This window comes from Lelliottia wanjuensis, assembly GCF_030238365.1.
Taxonomy (GTDB): domain Bacteria; phylum Pseudomonadota; class Gammaproteobacteria; order Enterobacterales; family Enterobacteriaceae; genus Enterobacter; species Enterobacter wanjuensis.
This window is the reverse complement of the sequence record NZ_JASSOT010000048.1, coordinates 49,764-70,151: the sequence shown is the minus strand read 5'-3', so window position 1 is coordinate 70,151 and position 20,388 is coordinate 49,764. Positions and strand designations below refer to the sequence as shown.

The following is a 20,388-nucleotide window of genomic DNA, read 5'->3' as shown; positions in this document are numbered from 1 at the left end:
ACAGATCCAAAAAACCTTGTTTTCATTTAAATAAATGCGAAGTGAGTCGGAACTTTTCATTCTCGACGATTGTCGTTTTTATTTAATATTACCGGTTAAAAGCAAGAATAGATGAGGTCATCGAAGGGCCCGTGAACTGCTACGCTTTAGGGTCTGAACTTTACTCATCATAAGGAACAGCCTATGAAAATCGATCTGACGGGAAAAGTCGCACTGGTCACGGCATCTACCGGCGGCATTGGGCTCGCCATTGCGCGCGGGCTGGCGGAAAGCGGTGCGGAAGTGATCATCAACGGGCGCAGCGCGGAGTCGGTAAATAACGGTATTCAGCAGCTCCAGCAGGCGGTGCCTGGCGCACAGGTGCGGGCGACCATCGCCGATCTCAGCTCGTCCGAAGGCGTGGAGTCGGTGCTGAAGGTGGCATCGAACGTCGACATCCTGGTGAACAACGCCGGGATTTACGGGCCGGAGGATTTCTACGCCACCGACGACGACACCTGGGATCGCTACTGGCAGACCAACGTGATGTCCGGCGTGCGCCTGTCGCGCGCCCTGCTGCCGGGGATGGTGCAAAAAGGCTGGGGTCGAGTGGTGTTTATCTCGTCTGAATCGGCATGCAATATTCCGGCGGACATGATCCACTACGGCGTGACGAAGACGGCCCAGCTGTCGCTGGCGCGCGGTCTGGCGAAATTTGTGGCGGGCAGCGGCGTGACCGTGAACAGCGTCCTGCCGGGGCCGACGATGTCAGACGGATTCGCGGCGATGATGAAAGATGAGATGGAGAAAACGGGCAAGTCGCTCGAACAGCTGGCGAAAGAGTTTGTCATGGCCAATCGACCGACGTCGGTGATTCAGCGCGCATCGACCGTGGAAGAGGTCGCCAATATGGTGGTGTATGTCTGTTCAACGCAGGCCTCCGCCACCTCCGGCGCGGCATTGCGCGTGGACGGTGGCGTGGTCGACGACATTATTTAGGCATTGCTGCCCGTCACCCGGCGGGCGGTAATGAAGTGCGAATGCCAGTAGTTGTTCGCCAGCGTCGAGACCGTCACGCCCTGACTGGTTGAGGCGTGAATAAACTGGTCGTGGCCAATATACACGCCAACATGGCGGCGGTGCGGCCCGGTCTGGAAGAAGATCAGATCACCCGCTTTGAGGCGGTATTCCGCCACCTGAACGCCACGGTTGATCTGTTCTCCCGTTGTACGCGGCAGCGACAGATCGGCAGCCTCGCTAAACAGATGTTGCATCAGGGCTGAGCAATCCACGCCGCGGTGCGAGGTGCCGCCCCAGACGTAATGCGTCCCTTTCCATTGTTGATACTGCGCCAGGATGCGGCCACGCAGCTGGCCCGGTTCCTGATGCTCCAGCGACGTTTTTGCCGGTGAGAGCGACAGCTGATGCTGATGCGATAACATGGATGCAGGCAGTTCGAAACTGAATGCGGAAAACGAAGCAAAACTTAACAAGAGGGTTGAAAAAAGCAGTCTAAAGGTCATATCAATTCTAAGCTGTGAGTGAGTTTTTCCTTACCGGTGAGGGGGCAATGGTCCCTCGAATAGGCTTTCGATGCGGTGATAATATAGACAGCTCACTTTTCATCCAATCACTAGTTGGTCCAAAAACGGACATTCCAGCCGGGTCGCAACTTTGTGAAAAAAAAGCACGTGATTGAGGGACTGGAAAGGTAAAGCAGGTAAACTAATGACCAGAATGTGTATTTCAGCTAAGACATCTTTATGACCAATATGATCGCCGATGAGGCAGTGGCAAAATCCCGGGTGCTCTCCGTTTTTGACTTTGACGGGACGTTGACGCACCACGACAGCTTTATCCCCTTTCTGCGATTTGCCTTTGGTAAACGTTATTTTGCCGGACGACTGGTGCGCATGGCGCTGCCGACCCTCCACTGCGTGCGCCGCAAACTGACGCGCGATGAGCTGAAAGAGGTGCTGGTGAAGACCTTCCTGACTGGCGTAGACGAGCACTGGCTGCGCGAGCAGGCGGAGCTATTTTGCGAGAAATACTGGAACAAGCTGATGCGTCCGGCGGGCGTAATGGCGGTGGCGGCGGAAGTGAATTCCGGTGCGGAGGTGACGATCTGTTCAGCCTCTCCGGCGCTGGTCCTGCAGCCATGGGCCGATAAGCTCGGTATTAAACTGATTGGTACGCAGCTGGAAGTGGTGGACGGTAAACTGACGGGCCGGATCACCGGACATAACTGCCGCTGTGCGCAGAAGGTCGCGAGACTGGAGCGGGTGTATGGTGATTTGAACGATTACCACCTGCGCGCCTGGGGCGATACGCGCGGCGACCATGAGTTGCTGGCCGCCGCGCAGGATCCGCACTGGCGGCATTTCCATCCGCCAAGAGCGCGGCGTCATTCGCCGATTAAGTAGTCGGTATCGCCGGGTGGCGGCTTCGCCTTACCCGGCCTACAACACTTTCTCCCTCTCCCTGTGGGAGAGGGCCGGGGTGAGGGCATCAGGCAGCACGTTTCCCAGGGAACACCACACTCGCAATAATCCCCAGCGCCAGCACACCCAACACCACAAACAGGCTCATGTTCGCGGAGATGTTATACCCGTGATGCCAGAAGTGGTCGGTGGCATTCAGCCCCAGCTTAAACGCCACGAAGAACAGCAGCAGCACCACGGATTTCTCCAGATGGACCAGATACTGTTTCATCGCTTCCAGCACAAAGTAGAGCGTACGTAAGCCGAGGATCGCGAACATCATCGCGCTGTAAATGATCAGCGGTTCACGGCTGACGGCGATAATCGCGGGCACCGAATCGAAAGCAAACATCACGTCCGACAGCTCCACCACCGCCACGCACAGCAGCAGCGGCGTCGCGTAGCGCTTCGCTTTCTTCACGCGGCCCACCATCACATCCTGGTTTTCCGGTTTTTCCAGCTCGGCATCCACCTCTTTCTGGGTCAGCAAAAACTTGTTGCTGCTGATCTTCGGCCACACCGGATAGAAGCGTTTCACCAGGCGATACGCCAGATGGTGAGAATAGTCTTCCACTTCGTCGCTCTCTTCGTTACGACGGAGCATCATCAGCGCGGTCCAGCCGACCACCAGCGCAAAAACCACTTCCACATACGGGCCAAGACTCAGCAGGCTGGTGCCGATCGCCACGAAAATCCCGCGGAACACAATCGCCCCCAGCACACCCCAGTAGAGCACGCGGTGACGATATTTATCCGGCACGCCGAACCAGGCGAAAATCGCCATCATCACGAACAGATTATCGACCGACAGCACCTCTTCCAGCGCATAGCCGGTGAGGAACAGGCTCGCCATTTCGGCGCCATGGTGAACGTACAGGAACCCGGCAAACGCCATCGCCAGCATGACCCAGAAAATGGACCACATCACGGCGCTTTTCAGCGAGACAGGTTTGTCGTGACGATGCATGAAGAGATCGATAAACATCGCCCCCACCGCCATCACCACAAATACAACGACGGTTTCCGTCGGGAAACCGAGATGAGCAGATGCCATTACACAACCCTTTTAATTACAAAAAACACACCATGCAGAATTGAAAAAAAACAACAAAGTTAAAATGGGCCGTTCCCGGCCCCAATCCAGTTTATCACTGACCTTTCGCTTCATCCTCAACTGTGACGCGGTGCGGCTGTTCCAGCACCATCGTCTGCGTCTGACTGAGGCTGATGCCCGCCGCGCGCAGCATTTTGAGGATCTCATACAGCAGGTCGCTGCGCGTTCCGCTGACCATGCGCGGGCTGTTCACGTACCCGGTGACGCTCAGCACAATCCCGTTCGGCCCCAGCTCTTTAAAGCTGACCGACGGCGCGGGCGCTTCCAGAATAGATTCATGCAGGCTATAGGCCTCCAGCAGCAGATTACGCACCTGCTCCGGGTCGATATCCAGCGGGAAGGTCAGCGCGATAGTCGCGACGCCCTGCGCATTGCCCATGGTCGCGTTACGCACGTTCTGGGAAATCAGCTGCGAGTTCGGCACGATAACCGTGGATTTATCACTCAGCTGAATTTCCGTCGCACGCACGTTGATGCGGCGGATATCGCCCTCGACGCCGCTGATACTCACCAAATCCCCCACTTTTACCGGGCGCTCCGTCAGCAGGATCAGGCCGGAGATAAAGTTCTTCACAATCTCCTGCAGACCAAAACCGATACCGACCGACAGGGCGCTGACGATCCACGCCAGACGATTCCACTCGATGCCGAGCATCGACAGAGTGAGCATGATCAGCAGCACGTAGCCAACATTGGTAAAGAGCGTCACCAGCGAGGCGCGCAGGCCTCTGTCCATCGTGGTTTTCGGCAGGAACTCGTGATCCAGCCAGCGGCGCGACGAGCGCAAGATATACCATCCGACCACCAGACACAGCACGGCATTCACCGCATGCGCCGGGATGATATTCATGCTCTCGAGGCCTTTGCCGCCCCAGATATCGGCGATTTTACTGACCAGTTCCAGCGGCGTGGTGGTGCCGAAAGTGCCGTTGAGCAGCGCCACGAGGGCCATCAACAGCAGCGTGGTTTTGCCCAAGGCAGAGAATAAGGTCGACGCCAGAGACAGGTGGCGCTCGTTGACGCTCAGGGTGCTCTGGAGGATTTTCCCGCTCTGGGTGGTCGGCGAGAACACCGCTTCACAGAGATCCACCACGAAGTGGATCAGCAGGTAGAGGCAGCTGACCACCAGGCCAATCCACAGCAGTTCGAAGGTGACAAAGCGTGCCAGCGGGATATAACCAATTAGCAGCGCGAGCAGAATGACGAACGCCGTCAGGCTGATCACCAGGTGAATCAGCCCCGCCATCGTCGAACGCGCCTCGGTCTGCTCCCCTTCCGCGCGCATTTTACGCCGCATCCGGTTAACGCGGATTGGCGCAATCAGGCAGTTCAGCGCCACCAGCAGCGCCGACAGACCGTTACCGAACAGGGTCGCATCAATGCTCGAGCCCACCAGGCCATTGAGCTGCTCGATAATACCGAAGATGAAAATGGAGGCCGCGAGCAGAATCGGGAACGAGGCGAGGGTTTTCGCCAGCGGATCGGCGATGCCCGGCAGACGCCACGACGGGTGGCTGTTCGAGAGCAGCGCGATACCCAGGCCTGCGATGATCGCCGAGAACCAGGTCAGCTCAACCAGCTGATCGGCGAAATCCATCACCAGGCGGGAGGTGTCCGGCAGACGCGTGAAGATATAGCAGATCAGCTGCATGCTGATCCCGAGTGTCACCGTGGTGCTGAGCGTGGTGAAACAGGCGAGGAAGCTGCGGCGAAAACGCCCCTGCGGCAGCCAGCGCGGCAAGATCCAGTTCATCGGTCTGTCCAGCGCTTTGCGCCCGAACAGGCCGATGACCAAGGCCAACAGCAGGTAGAACCCGGAGCCGAAATACCAGTCTTCGTCCCACGCCTGATGCCAGGCGTCGCTCACCTGCGAGCCGAACTCGTCGAACCGTTGCGTGTCTTTCTCGTTAGGCGAGATCAGCGGCGACCAGAATTTCTCTCCCAGAATGCTGCCGGTATTGAGGGCGATCTGGGTTTTCAGCGCATCGCGTCGCAGGCCGTAGATTTGGCTGGAGAGATTCTGGGCGTTAACGGCGATGGCTTTGACCTGCTCAATCTGGGTGGTCAGCAGCGTTTTGCTGTTATTAAGCTGCTTACGCTGGCCGACCACCTGCGCCGTTTCCGTGACCGTGCCAGGCGCGGGAGCCGGACCGAGCACATCCAGCTGGGCCTGAATCTGCGTCAGCTGCGGGGCAAGCACCACCGCCAGTTTGTTGGCGTCTTCGGCGAGCTTGAGCGCATCGTCATTCAGGGCGGTGAATTTTTTGTCGGTTTTGACCGCAGACACCTGCTGTTTGAGGGTATCCAGGCGTTTTTGCAGGGCCGGCAACGCCGTGCCGACGTTGACCTTGACGGGCTGCTCTGCCTCGGTTTGCGAGGGGGCGTCCTCTGCCTGCGAGAGAAAAGGCATCATCATCAGGCACGACAACAATGCCAGGAGCAGCGGCATTCTGAACATTTTTTGCATAGTTTGGTGAGATCCGCGAATTCGAAACATTAACGACCAACGACTGACCCTAAGGATACCTCCTAATCGCAGGAAGAGTAGAGGGAAAGTCCCATTCTCATAAAGACGCGCTTTTGCCCGACCTGAAATTAACCGAAGAATATAGCGCCAGAAGGTATATTTTTAGACCTCAGAAAAGCCCGCGTTAAATACAGGAATATATCTTTTTAGGCTAAGCTGAACGCGCTCTACGATTTACCATTAATAGAAAGATATGTAGACGGGAAGGAATTTTAAATAAATAGCAAATCCTATTCATTCCTCATGGATAAGATTTGGTATTTATAAACTCAAAGGAAAAGAGTATGAAAAAATTCAGCACAAATATGGCACTGGCTTCACTGGTCACCCTGATACTGGCACCAGGAATGGCAAATGCCGCGACGGACAGCACATTGCCACTGGAAATATCCGGTGCGATTGTTTCGAGTGAAAAATGCACGGTCAACATCAAACCCTCCCTCGATCTTGGCGAAGTTATCGATACCGATATCAAAACCAGCGATCAGGCACCGCAGGCCATGACGGGCGCGACGACCCTCTCATTTGAAAACTGTGCGTCAGCGGAAAGCGTACTTTCTGTGAGCCTCCAGGGATCGGCGGATGCAACGGATGCCTCTCTGTTAACCAATACCTCGCAATCCGGTGCCGCATCTAATGTGGGCGTTGGCGTCTGGACTTTCCCTGACTTTAAACAACTCACCGTCGGGGGTGAAGCCAGTACGTTCGCGAAACCTGCCGGGGTTACAAACCTGGGCATTAACTTAATTGTCGCGCTGGCGAAAACAGATGGCGCAAAAACAATTGAACCTGGTCTGGTGACCTCTTCTGCACAATTCAAAATCGACTATCTGTAATTTTTATTTAGCGTGAAGAGATCGCCACATTGATCTGTTCGCCTATATCGATTTCATCAAGGCAACTATTATGAATAAAAAACTTCTCTGTTTTGCGTTGACTGCCGTAGCCCTGGGTTGTGCAGGAACGGTTAATGCGAGTGACACGTTGGGGACATACGATATGGACGTCACCGCAAAGGTGATCTCCGCCAGTGATTGCGTCATTTCGGCCCCGACAAGCTTAACTTTTGACAACATCTCAGGCCCGGATGAGATCCGCCGCGCGGAAGACGGCCCTCAGCATGCCCAGCTGTATATGATTGACATTATGGGTTGCCACAAGGGTATGCATGTTTCCGCCACCGTACTGGGTGCCGCTGATGCCGTGAACGGCAAACTGCTCAGCACCCAATCGGCCGCTGCGGGTGCCGCGCAAAACGTGGCGATTGGTTTTTACGAACAGGTAGGTAATGACCTGCATCCGTTAGTCCCAATCAACTCGGGGAGCACGACCTCGCGCAATATTAACGAGATGGGCGAAGCACACATCGCCATTCAGACGGATGTTGTGCTGTCTGATAACACTAAACCCGCAACCGCAGGGACGATTGCAGCGAATGCCAACGTCCAGATTAACTTCCTGTAAGTTGATTCTCACGTTGTGAGTGAAAAGCCCGAAGAGACTTCGGGCTTTTTTATTTCCCGTTTTAAATTCCACAAAACGGGTGGTTGTCGCTATGGATTACAGACGTTCAATCTGGACCGTGAGATCGCCGTTCACATTCCCCTCGGTAGGTCTTTGTTCCGTTCCTTTGAGAGACACGACCTGCAGGGTAATACGTTCTATATCCAGCGCCGATACAGTTTTCCTGATATCCAGGAATTTACCGTGCATATCAAATATGCCAATCCCTACGCCTTGCGCGGCGAGAGATGACGTATCTGTATTGGCTAACACCGACCCTTCACCGGCATCTGGCGTACCCACAAAACGATAAGCCATGCGATTCGCTGCCACTAATGCATAACACTCGCTGCTACCTGAAACATGCAGGTTAATTGGATTCTTCGGAATGGTATTTCCCCCCTGCCATGGCAGCGCATCCAGATCGATAGTATCTAATGCGATGGTCTGTGGGTTCATAATCACTTCGCAACCCGTCGGTCCACTGGTGGCATTCCCGGTAATCGACAGCGTGGCGGAAACATCTTCGGCCTGCGCGGCAAAGCCTGTCATCACTGATGACAGGATTAATGCAGAGTAGATAATTTTCATGGTGTTCTCGGTTATTAGTCAACAACGCAGAATAGAATTCCCCCTCGATTTCACGAGGAGGGATTTATTACAGACGTTCGATCTGAATCGTCAGAGAACCCTGTACAGCACCCGCGTTCGCTGCCTGGCCTGCCAGTTTTACCATCCCCAGACCTAAATGAGCGGCACCCGTCGTCGCCGTCATCGTATCTTTGTTGATGAGCAGATTCTGGCCTGCGTTGTCATACAGCGCGATGCCAATACCGCTTGCTGCGCCTTCGCCCGTCGCCGTGTTTGCCAGGACGCTGCCCATTGAGCTATCTGCCGTGCCGAGGAATTTGTAGGCGATTTTGCCCTGAGAAACCAGGTCTGCGCACTGCTCATCGCCAGTGACGGTCAGGTCTACGGTATTCATCGGAGTGGTAGAAGTGCCCTGAGTCACCAAGGTGGAAATGTCTGCTTGCAGGTCAACAGAAGACTGACCGAGGTTAACGGTGCAAGGTGACAGAGTCGGAGTCACCGTACCGGAAATGGTCAGGTTTGCTGAGATGTCATCAGGGTTGGTGGAAGCCTGAGCTGCGCCCATCACAAACAATGCGGAGACGGCCAGTCCTAAAATTGACTTTTTCATAAATAATATCCTTATAGTGTTGTATCTGAATAAAATAGGCGAAGCCTTCTCATTTCAGAATGAAAAAAGAAACCTTCCCTATTTCGTTATAAATAATTAATTCTCAGCGTAATTTGGGCTTTCACTTTTCCTTCGCTGACGGGTTGATCCGTTTTTGCATAGCGAACCGACAGCGGGACCGGGATATTCATCTGCTGCACGGGCAATGCCATATCGATGGGCTGGAAAGGGGTCATCACGCTGCCGTTATAGAGCATTTCGATGCCCACGCCGGAGGCCGGGTTTTCGGGTGCGACATTTTTAAAGACGGTGACATTTTGTGGCTCGGTAGCGCCTTCGATATTCATGCTGGCCCGGGTGGTGTTCATGCACTGTAGATTCACGCCGACCGGATAATTTTGTTTTGCCATGCTGCTGGCCAGATCCTTCACATTAATCGGCGGCAATTCGATTTGCGGCTGATCGACCAGAATTTCACAGTGGGCTCTGGCGGCTAACACCGTCATCGCCAGGTTTACCACCAGGGAATTGTCATTCAGTGAGACCAGGGACGGCAGTCGAATGGTCATCGTGCCGCCCTGAATAATGCCGGTCTTGATCGCTTCAATGCGCAATTTAATATCATCGGTGCTGAGCGGATGCGTCGGGACCTCCGAAAAAGGCGTGTTAAAAGGTAATACCCACTCTTTTTTTGCCCTCGCCGGCTGGTCATAGATAACCGTAATTCTTACACCGACGCCCGGCAGCGAAGTGCTGTAAATATGATCCCCGCTTTGCGCCGTGCTCATTCTGCCGTTCAGGATGCGCTGTACTTCACCCTGGCACGCCGGAGCGATTGCATGATGCGACCCGGTCAGCTGCGCGAGAGTTTTCTCGTTCACCGACAAAACTGTCCCGATAGCGGCGGTACCCGCTATGTCCGGCAATTGAACGGTTAACGGGATCGTCAGATTTAACGGCGCCTGTCGATTCTGGATCTGGCAGTCATGCGCGCGGGCGGTTAACGCAACGGCGCTTAGCATCATGACGGTGGCGATTCCCCAGCAGGAAAAAGGTTTCATCGTGCGCTCCTCAGTGGCATTCGACGTTCAGGATGGCGATAGCCAGCTTCACCGACGCTTTTGTCGGGATGGCGAATGGCGCGGAGCACTGCTGTTTATCGCCCCAGCTGAAATTCACCGTGCCGCTGTCGGGGGCGGAGTTGAGGTAAGCCTGGCCCTGATCCCCGACGTACCAGGTGTCGTCGTTGCCCTCGATTCTTGCCCGCGCACCGAAGGGCAACGGCTGGCCTTTGTAGCTCACGTTCATCACCACTTTACGTCCGCCGATCGCTTTGAAGCGGGCCAGCACAATGGCGTCTTTCGTCGGGATCACCTCAGAGGAGGTGCTGACAAAATCGACCTCTTTATTGCTCTGCGGATCGACCGTCATGGTGTTGCGGTGATAGGACTGGAGATCGGGCACGATGGCAAAGCCCCGGGAGTCAGTGCGAATATTCTGGTTGCTGCCCAGCTCGACATTCTCCGCACCAGGGATCGCCACCAGCGCCTGGCTACCGCTGGAGAAACGTCCCAGCGTGATGCCGTCTTTATGCGCGAGTAAGTTCCCGGAGGCGTTCCAGGAAAGGTACTGGTTGCGGTCGGCGTTATAGGTCACGTTGAATTCGCCGCGATTGCCCTGGTAATCGATGCCTGCGGAGCCGCTCTGAGTGTCGCTTTGCCCGTTCTGCGACGCGTAAGAGACCTGGGTATTCCAGCTCAGATCCTGCCCTTCCCCCATGTGACCCGACACGCCGACCTGGTTTGTCAGATCGCCTTTCAGGCCCGTGGTGGCGCTGTAGTTGACCATCGGCTGCGTGGCCGGGAAGATATTCCCCAGCGGAACAGACAACGTGAGCGCCAGCTGCTTATCCCAGTCGGACATCCCTTCGCTACGGGTCATGCTCCACGCCAGTGAAAAACTGACGCGTTGCCACGAGCCGTTCCAGCCGAGCTGCCAGGAGCGCGAGACCGAGCTGTCCTGGTTCGCCGTGCGGCTCAGCGTGGCAAAGAAGCTGTGTTCGTCCGTCAGGGTCTGATTGAGGGTCAGGTTGTATTCGCGTTTTAACCGCGAGTCTTCGAACAGCGTTTCTGAATCGGCCCAGTCACTAAAAGAGAGGTAGTTGCGGCGGTAATAGCGATTATCCAGCTGGATCTGCGTCCCGGTTTCCGGGATGCCGTTGCGGTAGGTCAGACGCAGCATATCGCCTTTATACTCTGGCGAATTGCCGCGCTGCCCCTGGCTTTCAGTGACATCAATGGCGATGCCGCCCGCACGCTTCAGGTCAAAACCCGCGCCCAGGCTCGCCGCCTTATATTTTTCCTGATACTGGATACCGCCGTAAGTAGTGATATCCAGCGGCAGCCCCCAGGAGATCGCCGCCTGCAGTATTTCCGGGGTCTCTTCCACGCTGTTGCTGTTCGTCACATACCGCCCCGCTGCCAGGCTGTATTTCATCTGATGCGCGCGTAAAAGTTGCGGAACGTTCGAGTAAGAGACGGTGCTGTGCGTTTCTGAACCATCGGCCTCGGTGACGGTGACATCCAGCTTGCCGCCGTTTGAAACGGACGACAGATCCTGAATCACGAACGGGCCTGGCGGAACCGAGCGCTGATAAATGATGTAGCCATTACTGCGTACGGTGACCTGGGCGTTACTCTTCGCAATCCCGCGAATGAGAGGCGCAAAGCCCGTTAACTGGTCAGGCTGCATATCATCATCGGAATTGAGCTGGACCCCACGCACCACGAGGCTGTCAAAAATATCGCCCGGTGTGCTGGCGTCGCCCAGGGTCAACTCCCCTTTCAGGGAGCGGACGGCGGTTTCGACATAGTTTGAGAGCGTCTTCCAGCCATCGTCATTGCTGAGGGTGGCGTTATTGCGATAGCGCCAGCGGCCAAAGTTAAAGCCGTTGGTCAGATTAGCAAATACCGTGTCCTGGGTGTCGCTGGTGCGATGGAGATATTGCTGCCCGGAAAGCTGGTACATGCTGATGATGGCGGGCACGCCGTCGTCCCACTCCTCTTCCGGCACGCCGGTCAGCGACTCATCGCGCATCACGGTTTGCGGGAGAGAAATATCCAGCGTCAGTTTTGAAAAATCAAAATCCGCCTTCGTACCGGGAAACTGCTCTTGCATGTCAGTGCAGGCATTTTTCACGCTATTATCCTCAGCATTCGAAGCGACCTTTTTCAAATCCACGCCGAGTTTCTGATAGGTCTGAAAAGTGAGACAGGGTACGAGCTCCTTTTTGTCATTCAGTTCAAACCGGACATCTGAAACCAGAGATGGCTTTCCGTTGACCTTAATCCGGACGCGATAAGTCCCCGCCGGCTGAACGCCCTGGCTGAGGAGACTGGTGTCATTAATCACTGTATTGCCGTTTGCCGACTGTAATAAGCCGGGGTCGAAATATTCCCCGGCAAACACTGTTTTCGAAAGCATCACAGAAACAGCCAGGCACAACTTACTGATACAGCGCATAACGTCCTGTTAATTCATTTTCTGGGTAAAGGTTTTAGACGTTGTGCCGAAATCATTTATGGCTTCCCACTCCACGGCTGAGCCACTGGCAGGGGCATGTTTAAGCTGATAGGTTTTATTCGCAAAAGGGGCAATGACGGTATTATTGTCGACCACCGAAACCGGAATGGTTTCTTTATCGATTGAGATTTTGCTCAACACCAGATTGAACGGGGAGGCATTTTTTACCACCACCGTTTTACCGGATGCGCTCCAGCTCAGGTTTTTCACCGCCTCACCCGGATCGCCTTTTAAACCCGCCGGGCGGAAAAAGAATTTAATCCGGTTATTGATCGCCAGCACCATGCGGTTTTCAACTTTTGATTCTTGTTCATTCAGGCCGGGCACGCCTTTCACGTCAAGCCAGAAAAGACTTTCGCGATCGGCAGGCAGGCCGCTGCCTAAATAGACGACACGAATCACGTTGTCGCTTTTCGGGGCCAGCCTGAACAACGGCGGCGTCACCACGAACGGTAATTTTTTAATCTGAGAACTGTCACCTGCATCAATCCAGGACTGAACCAGATAGGCCCGATTTTCATTGCTGTGAATAGTGACCGTCGCATCGCCCTCTTTTTCACTGTAAATCAGGCGGTCGGCGTTAAGGGTCAGGGCGCTGTGTGCTGTGCCTGAGAATGTTATTAAAGCTAAAAAAGCGGCAATGCCGGACTTATTCATCTGGGTTAATCCAAAAAGAAATGCTCGCTCTGGATAACCTCGCTTGCCGCGGGGTGATGAGTAACGAGCTAATTAAACACTACAGTTGTTTTATTCAAGGTAAACTTCAAAATAATAATCTCCCTCAACGAGCGACGCTTTGGAGTTGCTGATAATAGTGATACTACCGATAGTCGATTGCAATAATCACAATTAGGTTCGAATCCAGTATTGGACAACATTTAAAAATAGAAATAGTTTAATGAAAATATCATTTAGCCGGCGCTGCATCGATATTTCACCAGGTTTTACAGTTAGAAATTATTTAATTTGGCGTTGCATCACCATAGGTCAAAAAGGCTCTAACTCCTCCCTTAGAGCCTTTAAAAATGCGGGGCTGTAAGACTTCGATTTAGTCGCTCGCCAGCGCCTGCGCGCACGCCCAGGCACTTGCCCAGGCCCACTGGAAGTTATATCCGCCCAGCCAGCCCGTCACGTCCATCACTTCACCGATGAAATAGAGCCCCGGAACCTTGCGCGCTTCCATGGTGCGGGACGAGAGTTCATCCGTGTCCACGCCGCCGAGGGTCACTTCCGCCGTGCGATAGCCTTCGGTGCCGTTCGGCTGAACGCGCCAGTTGGTCAGCGTCTCGACCAGCGCCTGCTGATCGCGCACATTGAGCTGCTTGAGCGTGACGTCAGGAATTTGCCCCAGCAGTTGCAGGCACTCGATCAAACGTTTCGGCAGCTGCATCGCCAGGGTGTTTTTCAGGCTTTGATTCGGATGCGCGGCGCGCTGTTCGTCGAGGAACGCCGCCAGATCGCAGTCCGGCACCAGATTGACGGTGACGAATTCGCCTGGCTGCCAGTAGCTGGAGATTTGCAGCACGGCGGGGCCAGAGAGACCGCGATGGGTGAACAGCAGATTTTCGCGGAACAGGGTGCCGTCTTCAGCGGTAATGGTGGACGACACCGAGACGCCGGAGAGGGTCTGGAGCTGCTCCAGCAGCGGTTTGTGCAGAGTGAACGGCACCAGACCGGCGCGGGTCGGCAGCACCTTCAGGCCAAACTGCTCGGCGATTTTATAGCCGAATGGCGTCGCGCCCAGGCCCGGCATCGACAGCCCGCCGCTGGCGATCACCAGTTTGTCGGCGCTGACCGTGTCGCCGTTCAGCTCAAGCCGGTAGCCGCTGTCGTCGCGTGAGACGCTCAGCACTTCGGTGCGCAGGCGCGTGGTGACGCCGCCCTTCTCGCACTCGGCCACCAGCATGTCGACAATCTGCTGCGCGGAGTCATCACAGAAGAGCTGGCCGAGGGTTTTTTCATGCCAGGCGATGCCGTGTTTGCCGACCAGATCGATGAAATCCCACTGGGTGTAACGCGCCAGGGCAGATTTGCAAAAATGACGGTTTTGGCTCAAATAGGCCGCGGGTTCGACATATAAATTAGTAAAGTTGCAGCGACCCCCGCCAGACATCAGGATCTTGCGGCCGGGTTTCTTGCCATTATCCAGCAACAGAACGCGACGACCCGCCTGTCCGGCCATCGCCGCACAGAACATTCCCGCCGCACCGGCGCCAATTATGACGGCATCAAACCTTTCCACATCCAAATCCTCATGTTTAACAGGCGCGAATTGTAAAGTTTCCTCTGTGGTCACACCAGCGCAAAAAACTGATATGTCAGTCATATAATTGAAATATAAAATATATTTCTTTACCAGACGTAAACAATCCAGAAGGTATATCAAAAAAAAGCTATATTTCACTTTGCCCGTTGCGCATTTGTCCTGGATAATGCGCCGCGTTCATGTCCTCCAAAATGGCGTAACGTCCTATGCTACATTTGTTTGCTGGTCTGGATTTACATACCGGGCTTTTACTATTGCTTGCTCTGGCATTTGTGCTGTTTTACGAAGCTATCAATGGCTTCCACGACACTGCGAACGCAGTCGCAACGGTTATCTACACTCGCGCAATGCGATCGCAAGTTGCGGTTGTTATGGCGGCTGTCTTTAACTTCTTTGGTGTTCTACTTGGTGGCCTAAGCGTAGCCTATGCCATCGTTCACATGCTGCCTACAGACCTGCTTCTGAATATGAGTTCAGCGCACGGTCTCGCGATGGTATTTTCCATGCTGCTTGCTGCGATTATCTGGAACCTCGGTACCTGGTATTTCGGCCTGCCTGCATCCAGTTCTCACACGCTGATCGGCGCGATTATCGGTATCGGGTTAACCAACGCCCTGATGACCGGCACGTCTGTCGTTGACGCGCTGAACATCCCTAAAGTGATGGGGATCTTCGGCTCTCTGATTATCTCCCCTATCGTGGGCCTGGTCGTTGCAGGTGGATTGATTTTCATCCTGCGTCGTTACTGGAGCGGAACCAAAAAACGCGCCCGTATTCACCTGACTCCCGCAGAACGTGAAAAGAAAGATGGCAAGAAAAAGCCTCCGTTCTGGACGCGTATCGCTCTGATTCTTTCCGCTATCGGCGTCGCCTTCTCTCACGGCGCAAACGACGGTCAGAAAGGCATTGGCCTGGTCATGCTGGTCCTGATTGGTGTCGCTCCGGCAGGGTTCGTGGTCAACATGAACGCCACCGGATACGAAATCACCCGTACCCGTGATGCAGTAAACAACGTCGAAACGTACTTCCAGCAGCACCCTGAACTGCTGAAACGCGTGACCGGTGTTGATCAGCTGATTCCTTCTCCGGAACCGGGTGCGACCACCGCTCCGGGCGAGTTCCACTGCCACCCGGCAAACGCGATCAACGCGCTGGAACGTGCTAAAGGCATGCTGAGCGATATCGAAAGCTACGACAAACTGTCCGTTGAACAACGTGGTCAGCTGCGTCGCATCATGCTGTGCATCTCTGATGTGACCGATAAAGTCGCGAAGCAGCCAGATGTGAACAACGATGACCAGCGTCTGCTGAAGAAACTGAAAGGCGATATGCTCAATACTATTGAGTACGCGCCAATCTGGATCATCATGGCCGTTGCACTGGCACTGGGTATCGGGACAATGATTGGCTGGCGTCGTGTGGCGACCACCATCGGCGAGAAGATTGGTAAGAAAGGCATGACCTATGCGCAGGGTATGTCCGCGCAGATGACCGCTGCCGTTTCTATCGGTCTGGCGAGTTACACCGGTATGCCGGTTTCAACGACTCACGTTCTGTCATCTTCGGTTGCCGGTACGATGATTGTTGATGGCGGCGGTTTGCAGCGTAAAACCGTGACCAACATCCTGATGGCCTGGGTGTTCACCCTCCCGGCGTCGATTCTGCTTTCGGGCGGCCTGTACTGGCTGTCGCTGAAACTGATTTAATGCAGGATAAGCAATGAAAAAGCGGGTCAGGAAACTGACCCGCTTTTTTTTGGCTCAATGCCAGAGCGCTAACGCCACCATGCTCACCACCACCAGCCCGCACAGGGCGCTGGTCAGAATGAACTGGCGACGCAGACGCTCACAGCGACGGATAAACTCGTCGTCATGGTGATCGCGATAGCGCTGGGCGTAGATGTACCACACCAGACGCATCTGTTTGCTGGGCTGTCCATGCGACGTGAAGAAGCCTCCACCATCCACATACTGATAAAGCAACGGATCGCAACCTCGAAGTACCACTAATAGCGCACGTAACGATGAGAAATAGCGCGCCATATTCACTATGCAAACCACACATAACGCCCAAAACAATGCGACGGTGCTAATCATACTTCCTCCCCGGCGTCCGCCCACGAAGCGAGACTTCTGGACAACCGCACCCCAATGCCCTGACAGACAGATCAGTGAAAGAATGACGAAAGTCGATCGGGTTCACGTTTTAATATCCGAACGGCTCATTAAATAGTGTAGGAGATCCGTTAATTTTTTTGCCACAAGGTTAATCGTTATCAACACCAAAGCTTGAAAAATTTGTTGAACTGGGCCGTAATGAAGGCAGAAAGGCGACGGCTTACCTGATAGTCATCGATAACTTAAGGAAGGAGTAACACTATGGCTTACAAACACATTCTCATCGCGGTAGACCTCTCCCCGGAGAGCAAAGTGCTGGTTGATAAAGCGGTATCCATGGCACGCCCATACAACGCGAAAGTTTCTTTGATTCACGTTGATGTGAATTACTCCGATCTCTACACCGGTCTTATCGACGTTAACCTTGGCGATATGCAAAAACGCATCTCCGAAGAGACGCACCACGCGCTGTCTGAGCTCTCCACCAACGCCGGCTATCCGATTACTGAAACCTTAAGCGGTAGCGGCGACCTGGGCCAGGTACTGGTCGATGCGATTAAGAAATACGATATGGACCTCGTCGTTTGCGGTCATCACCAGGATTTCTGGAGCAAACTGATGTCTTCCGCGCGCCAGCTGATCAACACCGTCCACGTGGATATGTTGATTGTGCCGCTGCGTGATGAAGAAGACGAGTAAGTGTGAATTGTCGGGCGGCGCTAGCGCTTGCCCGGCCTACGATCAGGTTTTGTAGGCCCGGTAAGCGTTAGCGCCACCGGGCTTTGTTATTCCGGCGTCCCGGAATAAATATCAAACCGATGCCCTTTCGTCACCACGGCGTTGGTGGTCGCGACATCCGCCAGCGGCGGCGCATAGTCCGGGCGCTTCACCACTACGCGTTTGGTCGCCAGCAGGCGGGCCGGTTCGAGCAATCCATCCGCATCCAAATCAGGCCCCACCAGCGACTGAAACACCCGCATCTCTTTCTTCACCAGCGCACTCTTCTGCTTGTGCGGAAACATCGGATCGAGATAGACCACCTGCGGACGCGGCGTGATATCCGTCAGCGCCGTCAGGCTGGAGGCGTGCATCAGCTGTAACCGCTCCTGCAACCACGAGCCAATCTCCGGGTCGGCATACCCGCGCGCCAGACCGTCGTCGAGGAGAGCGGCGACCACCGGGTTACGTTCCAGCATCCGCACGCGACAGCCCACGGATGCCAGCACAAAAGCATCCCGCCCCAGGCCTGCCGTGGCATCTACCACGTCCGGGAGATAACTGCCCTTCACACCGACCGCTTTCGCCACCGCTTCACCGCGACCGCCGCCAAATTTGCGACGGTGCGCCATCGCCCCGCCGACAAAATCGACAAAAATCCCGCCAAGCTTGGGCTCATCGCTTTTGCGCAGTTCCAGATGTTCTGGCGTCATCACCAGCGCCATCAGATTTTCAGCATCGTGCTCCAGCCCCCAGCGGGCGGCAAGAACAGATAAGGCGCCGTCTCCGGCGCCTGTTTCATCCAGCAAACAAATTTTCACGAACGCGATTAGCCTTTGATTCCGTAATGTTCCAGCATCGCATCCAGCTGCGGCTCGCGGCCACGGAAGCGTTTGAACAGCTCCATTGGCTCTTCGGAACCGCCGCGCGTCAGGATGTTATCCAGGAACGACTGACCGGTATCGCGGTTGAATATCCCTTCCTCTTCGAAGCGAGAGAAGGCATCCGCTGCCAGCACGTCGGCCCACAGGTAGCTGTAGTAGCCCGCCGCGTAGCCGCCCGCAAAGATATGGCTGAAGGCGTGCGGGAAACGGCCCCACGATGGCCCAGGAATGAGCGCCACCTGCTTCTTAATCTCGCCCAGGGTTTCGAGGATTTTAGCCCCCTGCTCCGGGCTGAACTCCGCGTGCAGACGGAAGTCGAACAGGCCGAACTCCAACTGGCGCAGGATAAACATCGCCGCCTGGTAGTTTTTCGCCGCCAGCATTTTATCCAGCAGTTCTTTCGGCAGCGGTTCACCGGTTTCATAGTGACCGGAGATAAACGCCAGCGCATCCGGCTCCCAGCACCAGTTTTCCATAAACTGACTCGGCAGCTCGACGGCATCCCACGGTACACCGCTGATGCCAGACACACCCGCCGCTTCGATACGGGTCAGCATATGGTGCAGACCGTGGCCGAATTCGTGGAACAGGGTGATCACTTCGTCGTGCGTGAACAGCGCCGGTTTGCCATTGACTGGACGGTTGAAGTTGCAGGTCAGGTAGGCGACCGGTTTTTGCAGCGAGCCGTCGGCTTTACGCATCTGGCCGACACAGTCGTCCATCCACGCCCCGCCGCGTTTGTTCTCACGCGCGTACAGGTCCAGATAGAAGCTGCCGCGCAGCTCGTTTTTCTCGTCGTACAGCTTGAAGAAACGCACTTCCGGGTGCCAGACTTCCACATCGTGACGCTCTTTGGCGGTGATGCCGTAGATGCGTTTCACCACTTCGAACAGGCCGTTAACGGCTTTGCTTTCCGGGAAGTATGGGCGCAGCTGCTCGTCGCTGATGCTGTAGAGATGCTGTTTCTGTTTTTCGCTGTAGTAGGCGATGTCCCACGGCTGCAGATCTTCCACGCCACACTCCGCTTTAGCGAAGGCACGCAGCTGAGCCAGCTCTTTTTCGCCCTGCGGACGCGCGCGTTTAGCGAGGTCAGTTAAGAAATCGAGCACCTGCTGCGGGTTTTCCGCCATTTTGGTGGCGAGGGATTTTTCGGCGTAGCTGTCAAAGCCCAGCAGTTGTGCCAGCTCGTGACGCAGAGCGAGAATTTCCGCCATCACCGGGCTGTTGTCCCATTTACCGGCGTTCGGGCCCTGGTCAGAGGCGCGGGTGCTGTAGGCGCGGTAGAGTTCTTCACGCAGCGCCTGGTTGTCGCAGTAGGTCATCACCGGCAGATAGCTCGGGATATCCAGCGTCAGGAGATAGCCATCCTGCTCTTTCGCTTCGGCCTGCGCTTTGGCCGCAGCCAGCGCGCTTTCTGGCATGCCTGCCAGTTCGGCTTCATCGGTGATGAGCTTCGACCAGCCCATGGTGGCGTCGAGGACGTTGTTGCTGTACTGGTTGCCAAGCTCGGACAGACGCGCGGCGATTTCACCGTAGCGCTGCTGTTTCTCTTTCGGCAGGCCGATGCCCGACAGTTCAAAATCACGCAGGGCGTTATCGACCGCTTTCTTCTGGGCGATATCCAGCTTCGCGTAGTTTTCGCCGTCGCGCAGATCGCGATACGCGTTGTACAGCCCTTCATGCTGACCGACCCAGGTGCTGTACTCAGAGAGCAGCGGCAGGGTTTGTTCGTAGGCTTCGCGCAGCTCCGGGCTGTTTTTCACCGAGTTCAGGTGGCTCACCGGCGAGAAAATACGGCCCAGTACGTCATCCACTTCCGCCAGACGCTGGCACAGATTGTCCCAGGTGTAAGGTGCGCCCTGCGCAACCACGCGCTCAACCGCCTCGCGACAGTTATCCAGCGACTGGGTTACAGCCGGGACAACGTGCTCAGGGAGGATTTTAGAAAATGGCGGCAACGAAAAAGGCGTGAGTAATGGGTTGGTCATAAGCGCTGTCCTGTTGAATAAGGTGAATGA

The 20,388-nt window shown here is 55.1% G+C and carries 18 protein-coding genes; 6 read left to right on the top strand and 12 right to left on the bottom strand.

Annotation, left to right across the window (positions count from 1 at the left end; genetic code table 11):
- Positions 1-183: 183 nt before the first annotated feature.
- Entirely contained in the window at positions 184-978 is a 795-nt protein-coding gene (locus QQF33_RS04485; protein ID WP_285157446.1) for an SDR family NAD(P)-dependent oxidoreductase, read from the top strand.
- On the opposite strand, the gene QQF33_RS04480 is transcribed toward QQF33_RS04485, so the two are convergent.
- The gene (locus QQF33_RS04480) at positions 975-1,502 is read right to left on the bottom strand and encodes an NlpC/P60 family protein (RefSeq protein ID WP_282493603.1); all 528 of its coding nucleotides are present in this window, start codon (positions 1,500-1,502) and stop codon (positions 975-977) included. The genes QQF33_RS04485 and QQF33_RS04480 overlap by 4 nt on opposite strands.
- A 240-nt stretch (positions 1,503-1,742) precedes the next feature.
- Here QQF33_RS04480 and QQF33_RS04475 point away from each other — a divergent pair, with 240 nt between their 5' ends.
- Positions 1,743-2,402 (top strand): HAD family hydrolase, encoded by a 660-nt coding sequence (locus QQF33_RS04475; RefSeq protein ID WP_282493604.1) that lies wholly within the window; start codon positions 1,743-1,745, stop codon positions 2,400-2,402.
- Positions 2,403-2,487: 85 nt separating this feature from the next.
- Here QQF33_RS04475 and QQF33_RS04470 read toward each other — a convergent pair whose 3' ends face one another.
- Positions 2,488-3,513, bottom strand: a complete 1,026-nt coding sequence (locus QQF33_RS04470) for a TerC/Alx family metal homeostasis membrane protein (protein WP_285149921.1) — start codon at positions 3,511-3,513, stop codon at positions 2,488-2,490.
- 94 nt (positions 3,514-3,607) lie between these two features.
- Entirely contained in the window at positions 3,608-6,040 is a 2,433-nt protein-coding gene (locus QQF33_RS04465) for a DUF3772 domain-containing protein (protein ID WP_285157445.1), read from the bottom strand.
- Positions 6,041-6,384: 344 nt separating this feature from the next.
- On the opposite strand from QQF33_RS04465, the gene QQF33_RS04460 reads away from it, so the two are divergent.
- Together QQF33_RS04460 and QQF33_RS04455 are read left to right on the top strand one after the other, a co-directional pair.
- A complete protein-coding gene (locus QQF33_RS04460; RefSeq protein ID WP_285157444.1) occupies positions 6,385-6,936 on the top strand; it encodes a fimbrial protein in 552 nt (183 codons plus the stop codon).
- Between the two features lie 70 nt (positions 6,937-7,006).
- Entirely contained in the window at positions 7,007-7,564 is a 558-nt protein-coding gene (locus QQF33_RS04455) for a fimbrial protein (RefSeq protein WP_285157443.1), read from the top strand.
- A gap of 96 nt (positions 7,565-7,660) precedes the next feature.
- Here QQF33_RS04455 and QQF33_RS04450 read toward each other — a convergent pair whose 3' ends face one another.
- The 6 genes from QQF33_RS04450 to QQF33_RS04425 form a co-directional block, all read right to left on the bottom strand.
- Positions 7,661-8,194 (bottom strand): fimbrial protein, encoded by a 534-nt coding sequence (locus tag QQF33_RS04450; protein ID WP_282493609.1) that lies wholly within the window; start codon positions 8,192-8,194, stop codon positions 7,661-7,663.
- A gap of 67 nt (positions 8,195-8,261) precedes the next feature.
- Positions 8,262-8,804 (bottom strand): fimbrial protein, encoded by a 543-nt coding sequence (locus QQF33_RS04445; RefSeq protein ID WP_282493610.1) that lies wholly within the window; start codon positions 8,802-8,804, stop codon positions 8,262-8,264.
- 86 nt (positions 8,805-8,890) lie between these two features.
- Positions 8,891-9,865 carry a fimbrial protein gene (locus QQF33_RS04440; RefSeq protein ID WP_285146095.1) on the bottom strand — a complete coding sequence of 325 codons (975 nt, stop codon included), beginning with the start codon at positions 9,863-9,865 and terminating at the stop codon, positions 8,891-8,893.
- A 10-nt stretch (positions 9,866-9,875) separates the two neighbouring features.
- Positions 9,876-12,287, bottom strand: coding sequence for a fimbria/pilus outer membrane usher protein (locus QQF33_RS04435; RefSeq protein ID WP_285157442.1), 2,412 nt, complete (start codon positions 12,285-12,287; stop codon positions 9,876-9,878).
- 48 nt (positions 12,288-12,335) lie between these two features.
- Entirely contained in the window at positions 12,336-13,043 is a 708-nt protein-coding gene (locus QQF33_RS04430; RefSeq protein ID WP_285157441.1) for a fimbrial biogenesis chaperone, read from the bottom strand.
- 391 nt (positions 13,044-13,434) lie between these two features.
- Positions 13,435-14,628, bottom strand: coding sequence for a BaiN/RdsA family NAD(P)/FAD-dependent oxidoreductase (locus QQF33_RS04425; RefSeq protein ID WP_285146092.1), 1,194 nt, complete (start codon positions 14,626-14,628; stop codon positions 13,435-13,437).
- 230 nt (positions 14,629-14,858) lie between these two features.
- Here QQF33_RS04425 and pitA point away from each other — a divergent pair, with 230 nt between their 5' ends.
- Entirely contained in the window at positions 14,859-16,358 is a 1,500-nt protein-coding gene (gene pitA / locus QQF33_RS04420; RefSeq protein ID WP_282492865.1) for an inorganic phosphate transporter PitA, read from the top strand.
- A 54-nt stretch (positions 16,359-16,412) separates the two neighbouring features.
- Here pitA and uspB read toward each other — a convergent pair whose 3' ends face one another.
- Positions 16,413-16,748 carry a universal stress protein UspB gene (gene uspB, locus QQF33_RS04415; protein ID WP_282492864.1) on the bottom strand — a complete coding sequence of 112 codons (336 nt, stop codon included), beginning with the start codon at positions 16,746-16,748 and terminating at the stop codon, positions 16,413-16,415.
- Positions 16,749-17,030: 282 nt separating this feature from the next.
- On the opposite strand from uspB, the gene uspA reads away from it, so the two are divergent.
- A complete protein-coding gene (uspA, locus tag QQF33_RS04410; protein ID WP_003861223.1) occupies positions 17,031-17,468 on the top strand; it encodes a universal stress protein UspA in 438 nt (145 codons plus the stop codon).
- A gap of 86 nt (positions 17,469-17,554) precedes the next feature.
- Here uspA and rsmJ read toward each other — a convergent pair whose 3' ends face one another.
- The gene (gene rsmJ, locus QQF33_RS04405) at positions 17,555-18,307 is read right to left on the bottom strand and encodes a 16S rRNA (guanine(1516)-N(2))-methyltransferase RsmJ (protein WP_285149912.1); all 753 of its coding nucleotides are present in this window, start codon (positions 18,305-18,307) and stop codon (positions 17,555-17,557) included.
- 8 nt (positions 18,308-18,315) lie between these two features.
- A complete protein-coding gene (gene prlC / locus QQF33_RS04400) occupies positions 18,316-20,358 on the bottom strand; it encodes an oligopeptidase A (RefSeq protein ID WP_285157440.1) in 2,043 nt (680 codons plus the stop codon).
- Positions 20,359-20,388: the final 30 nt, after the last annotated feature.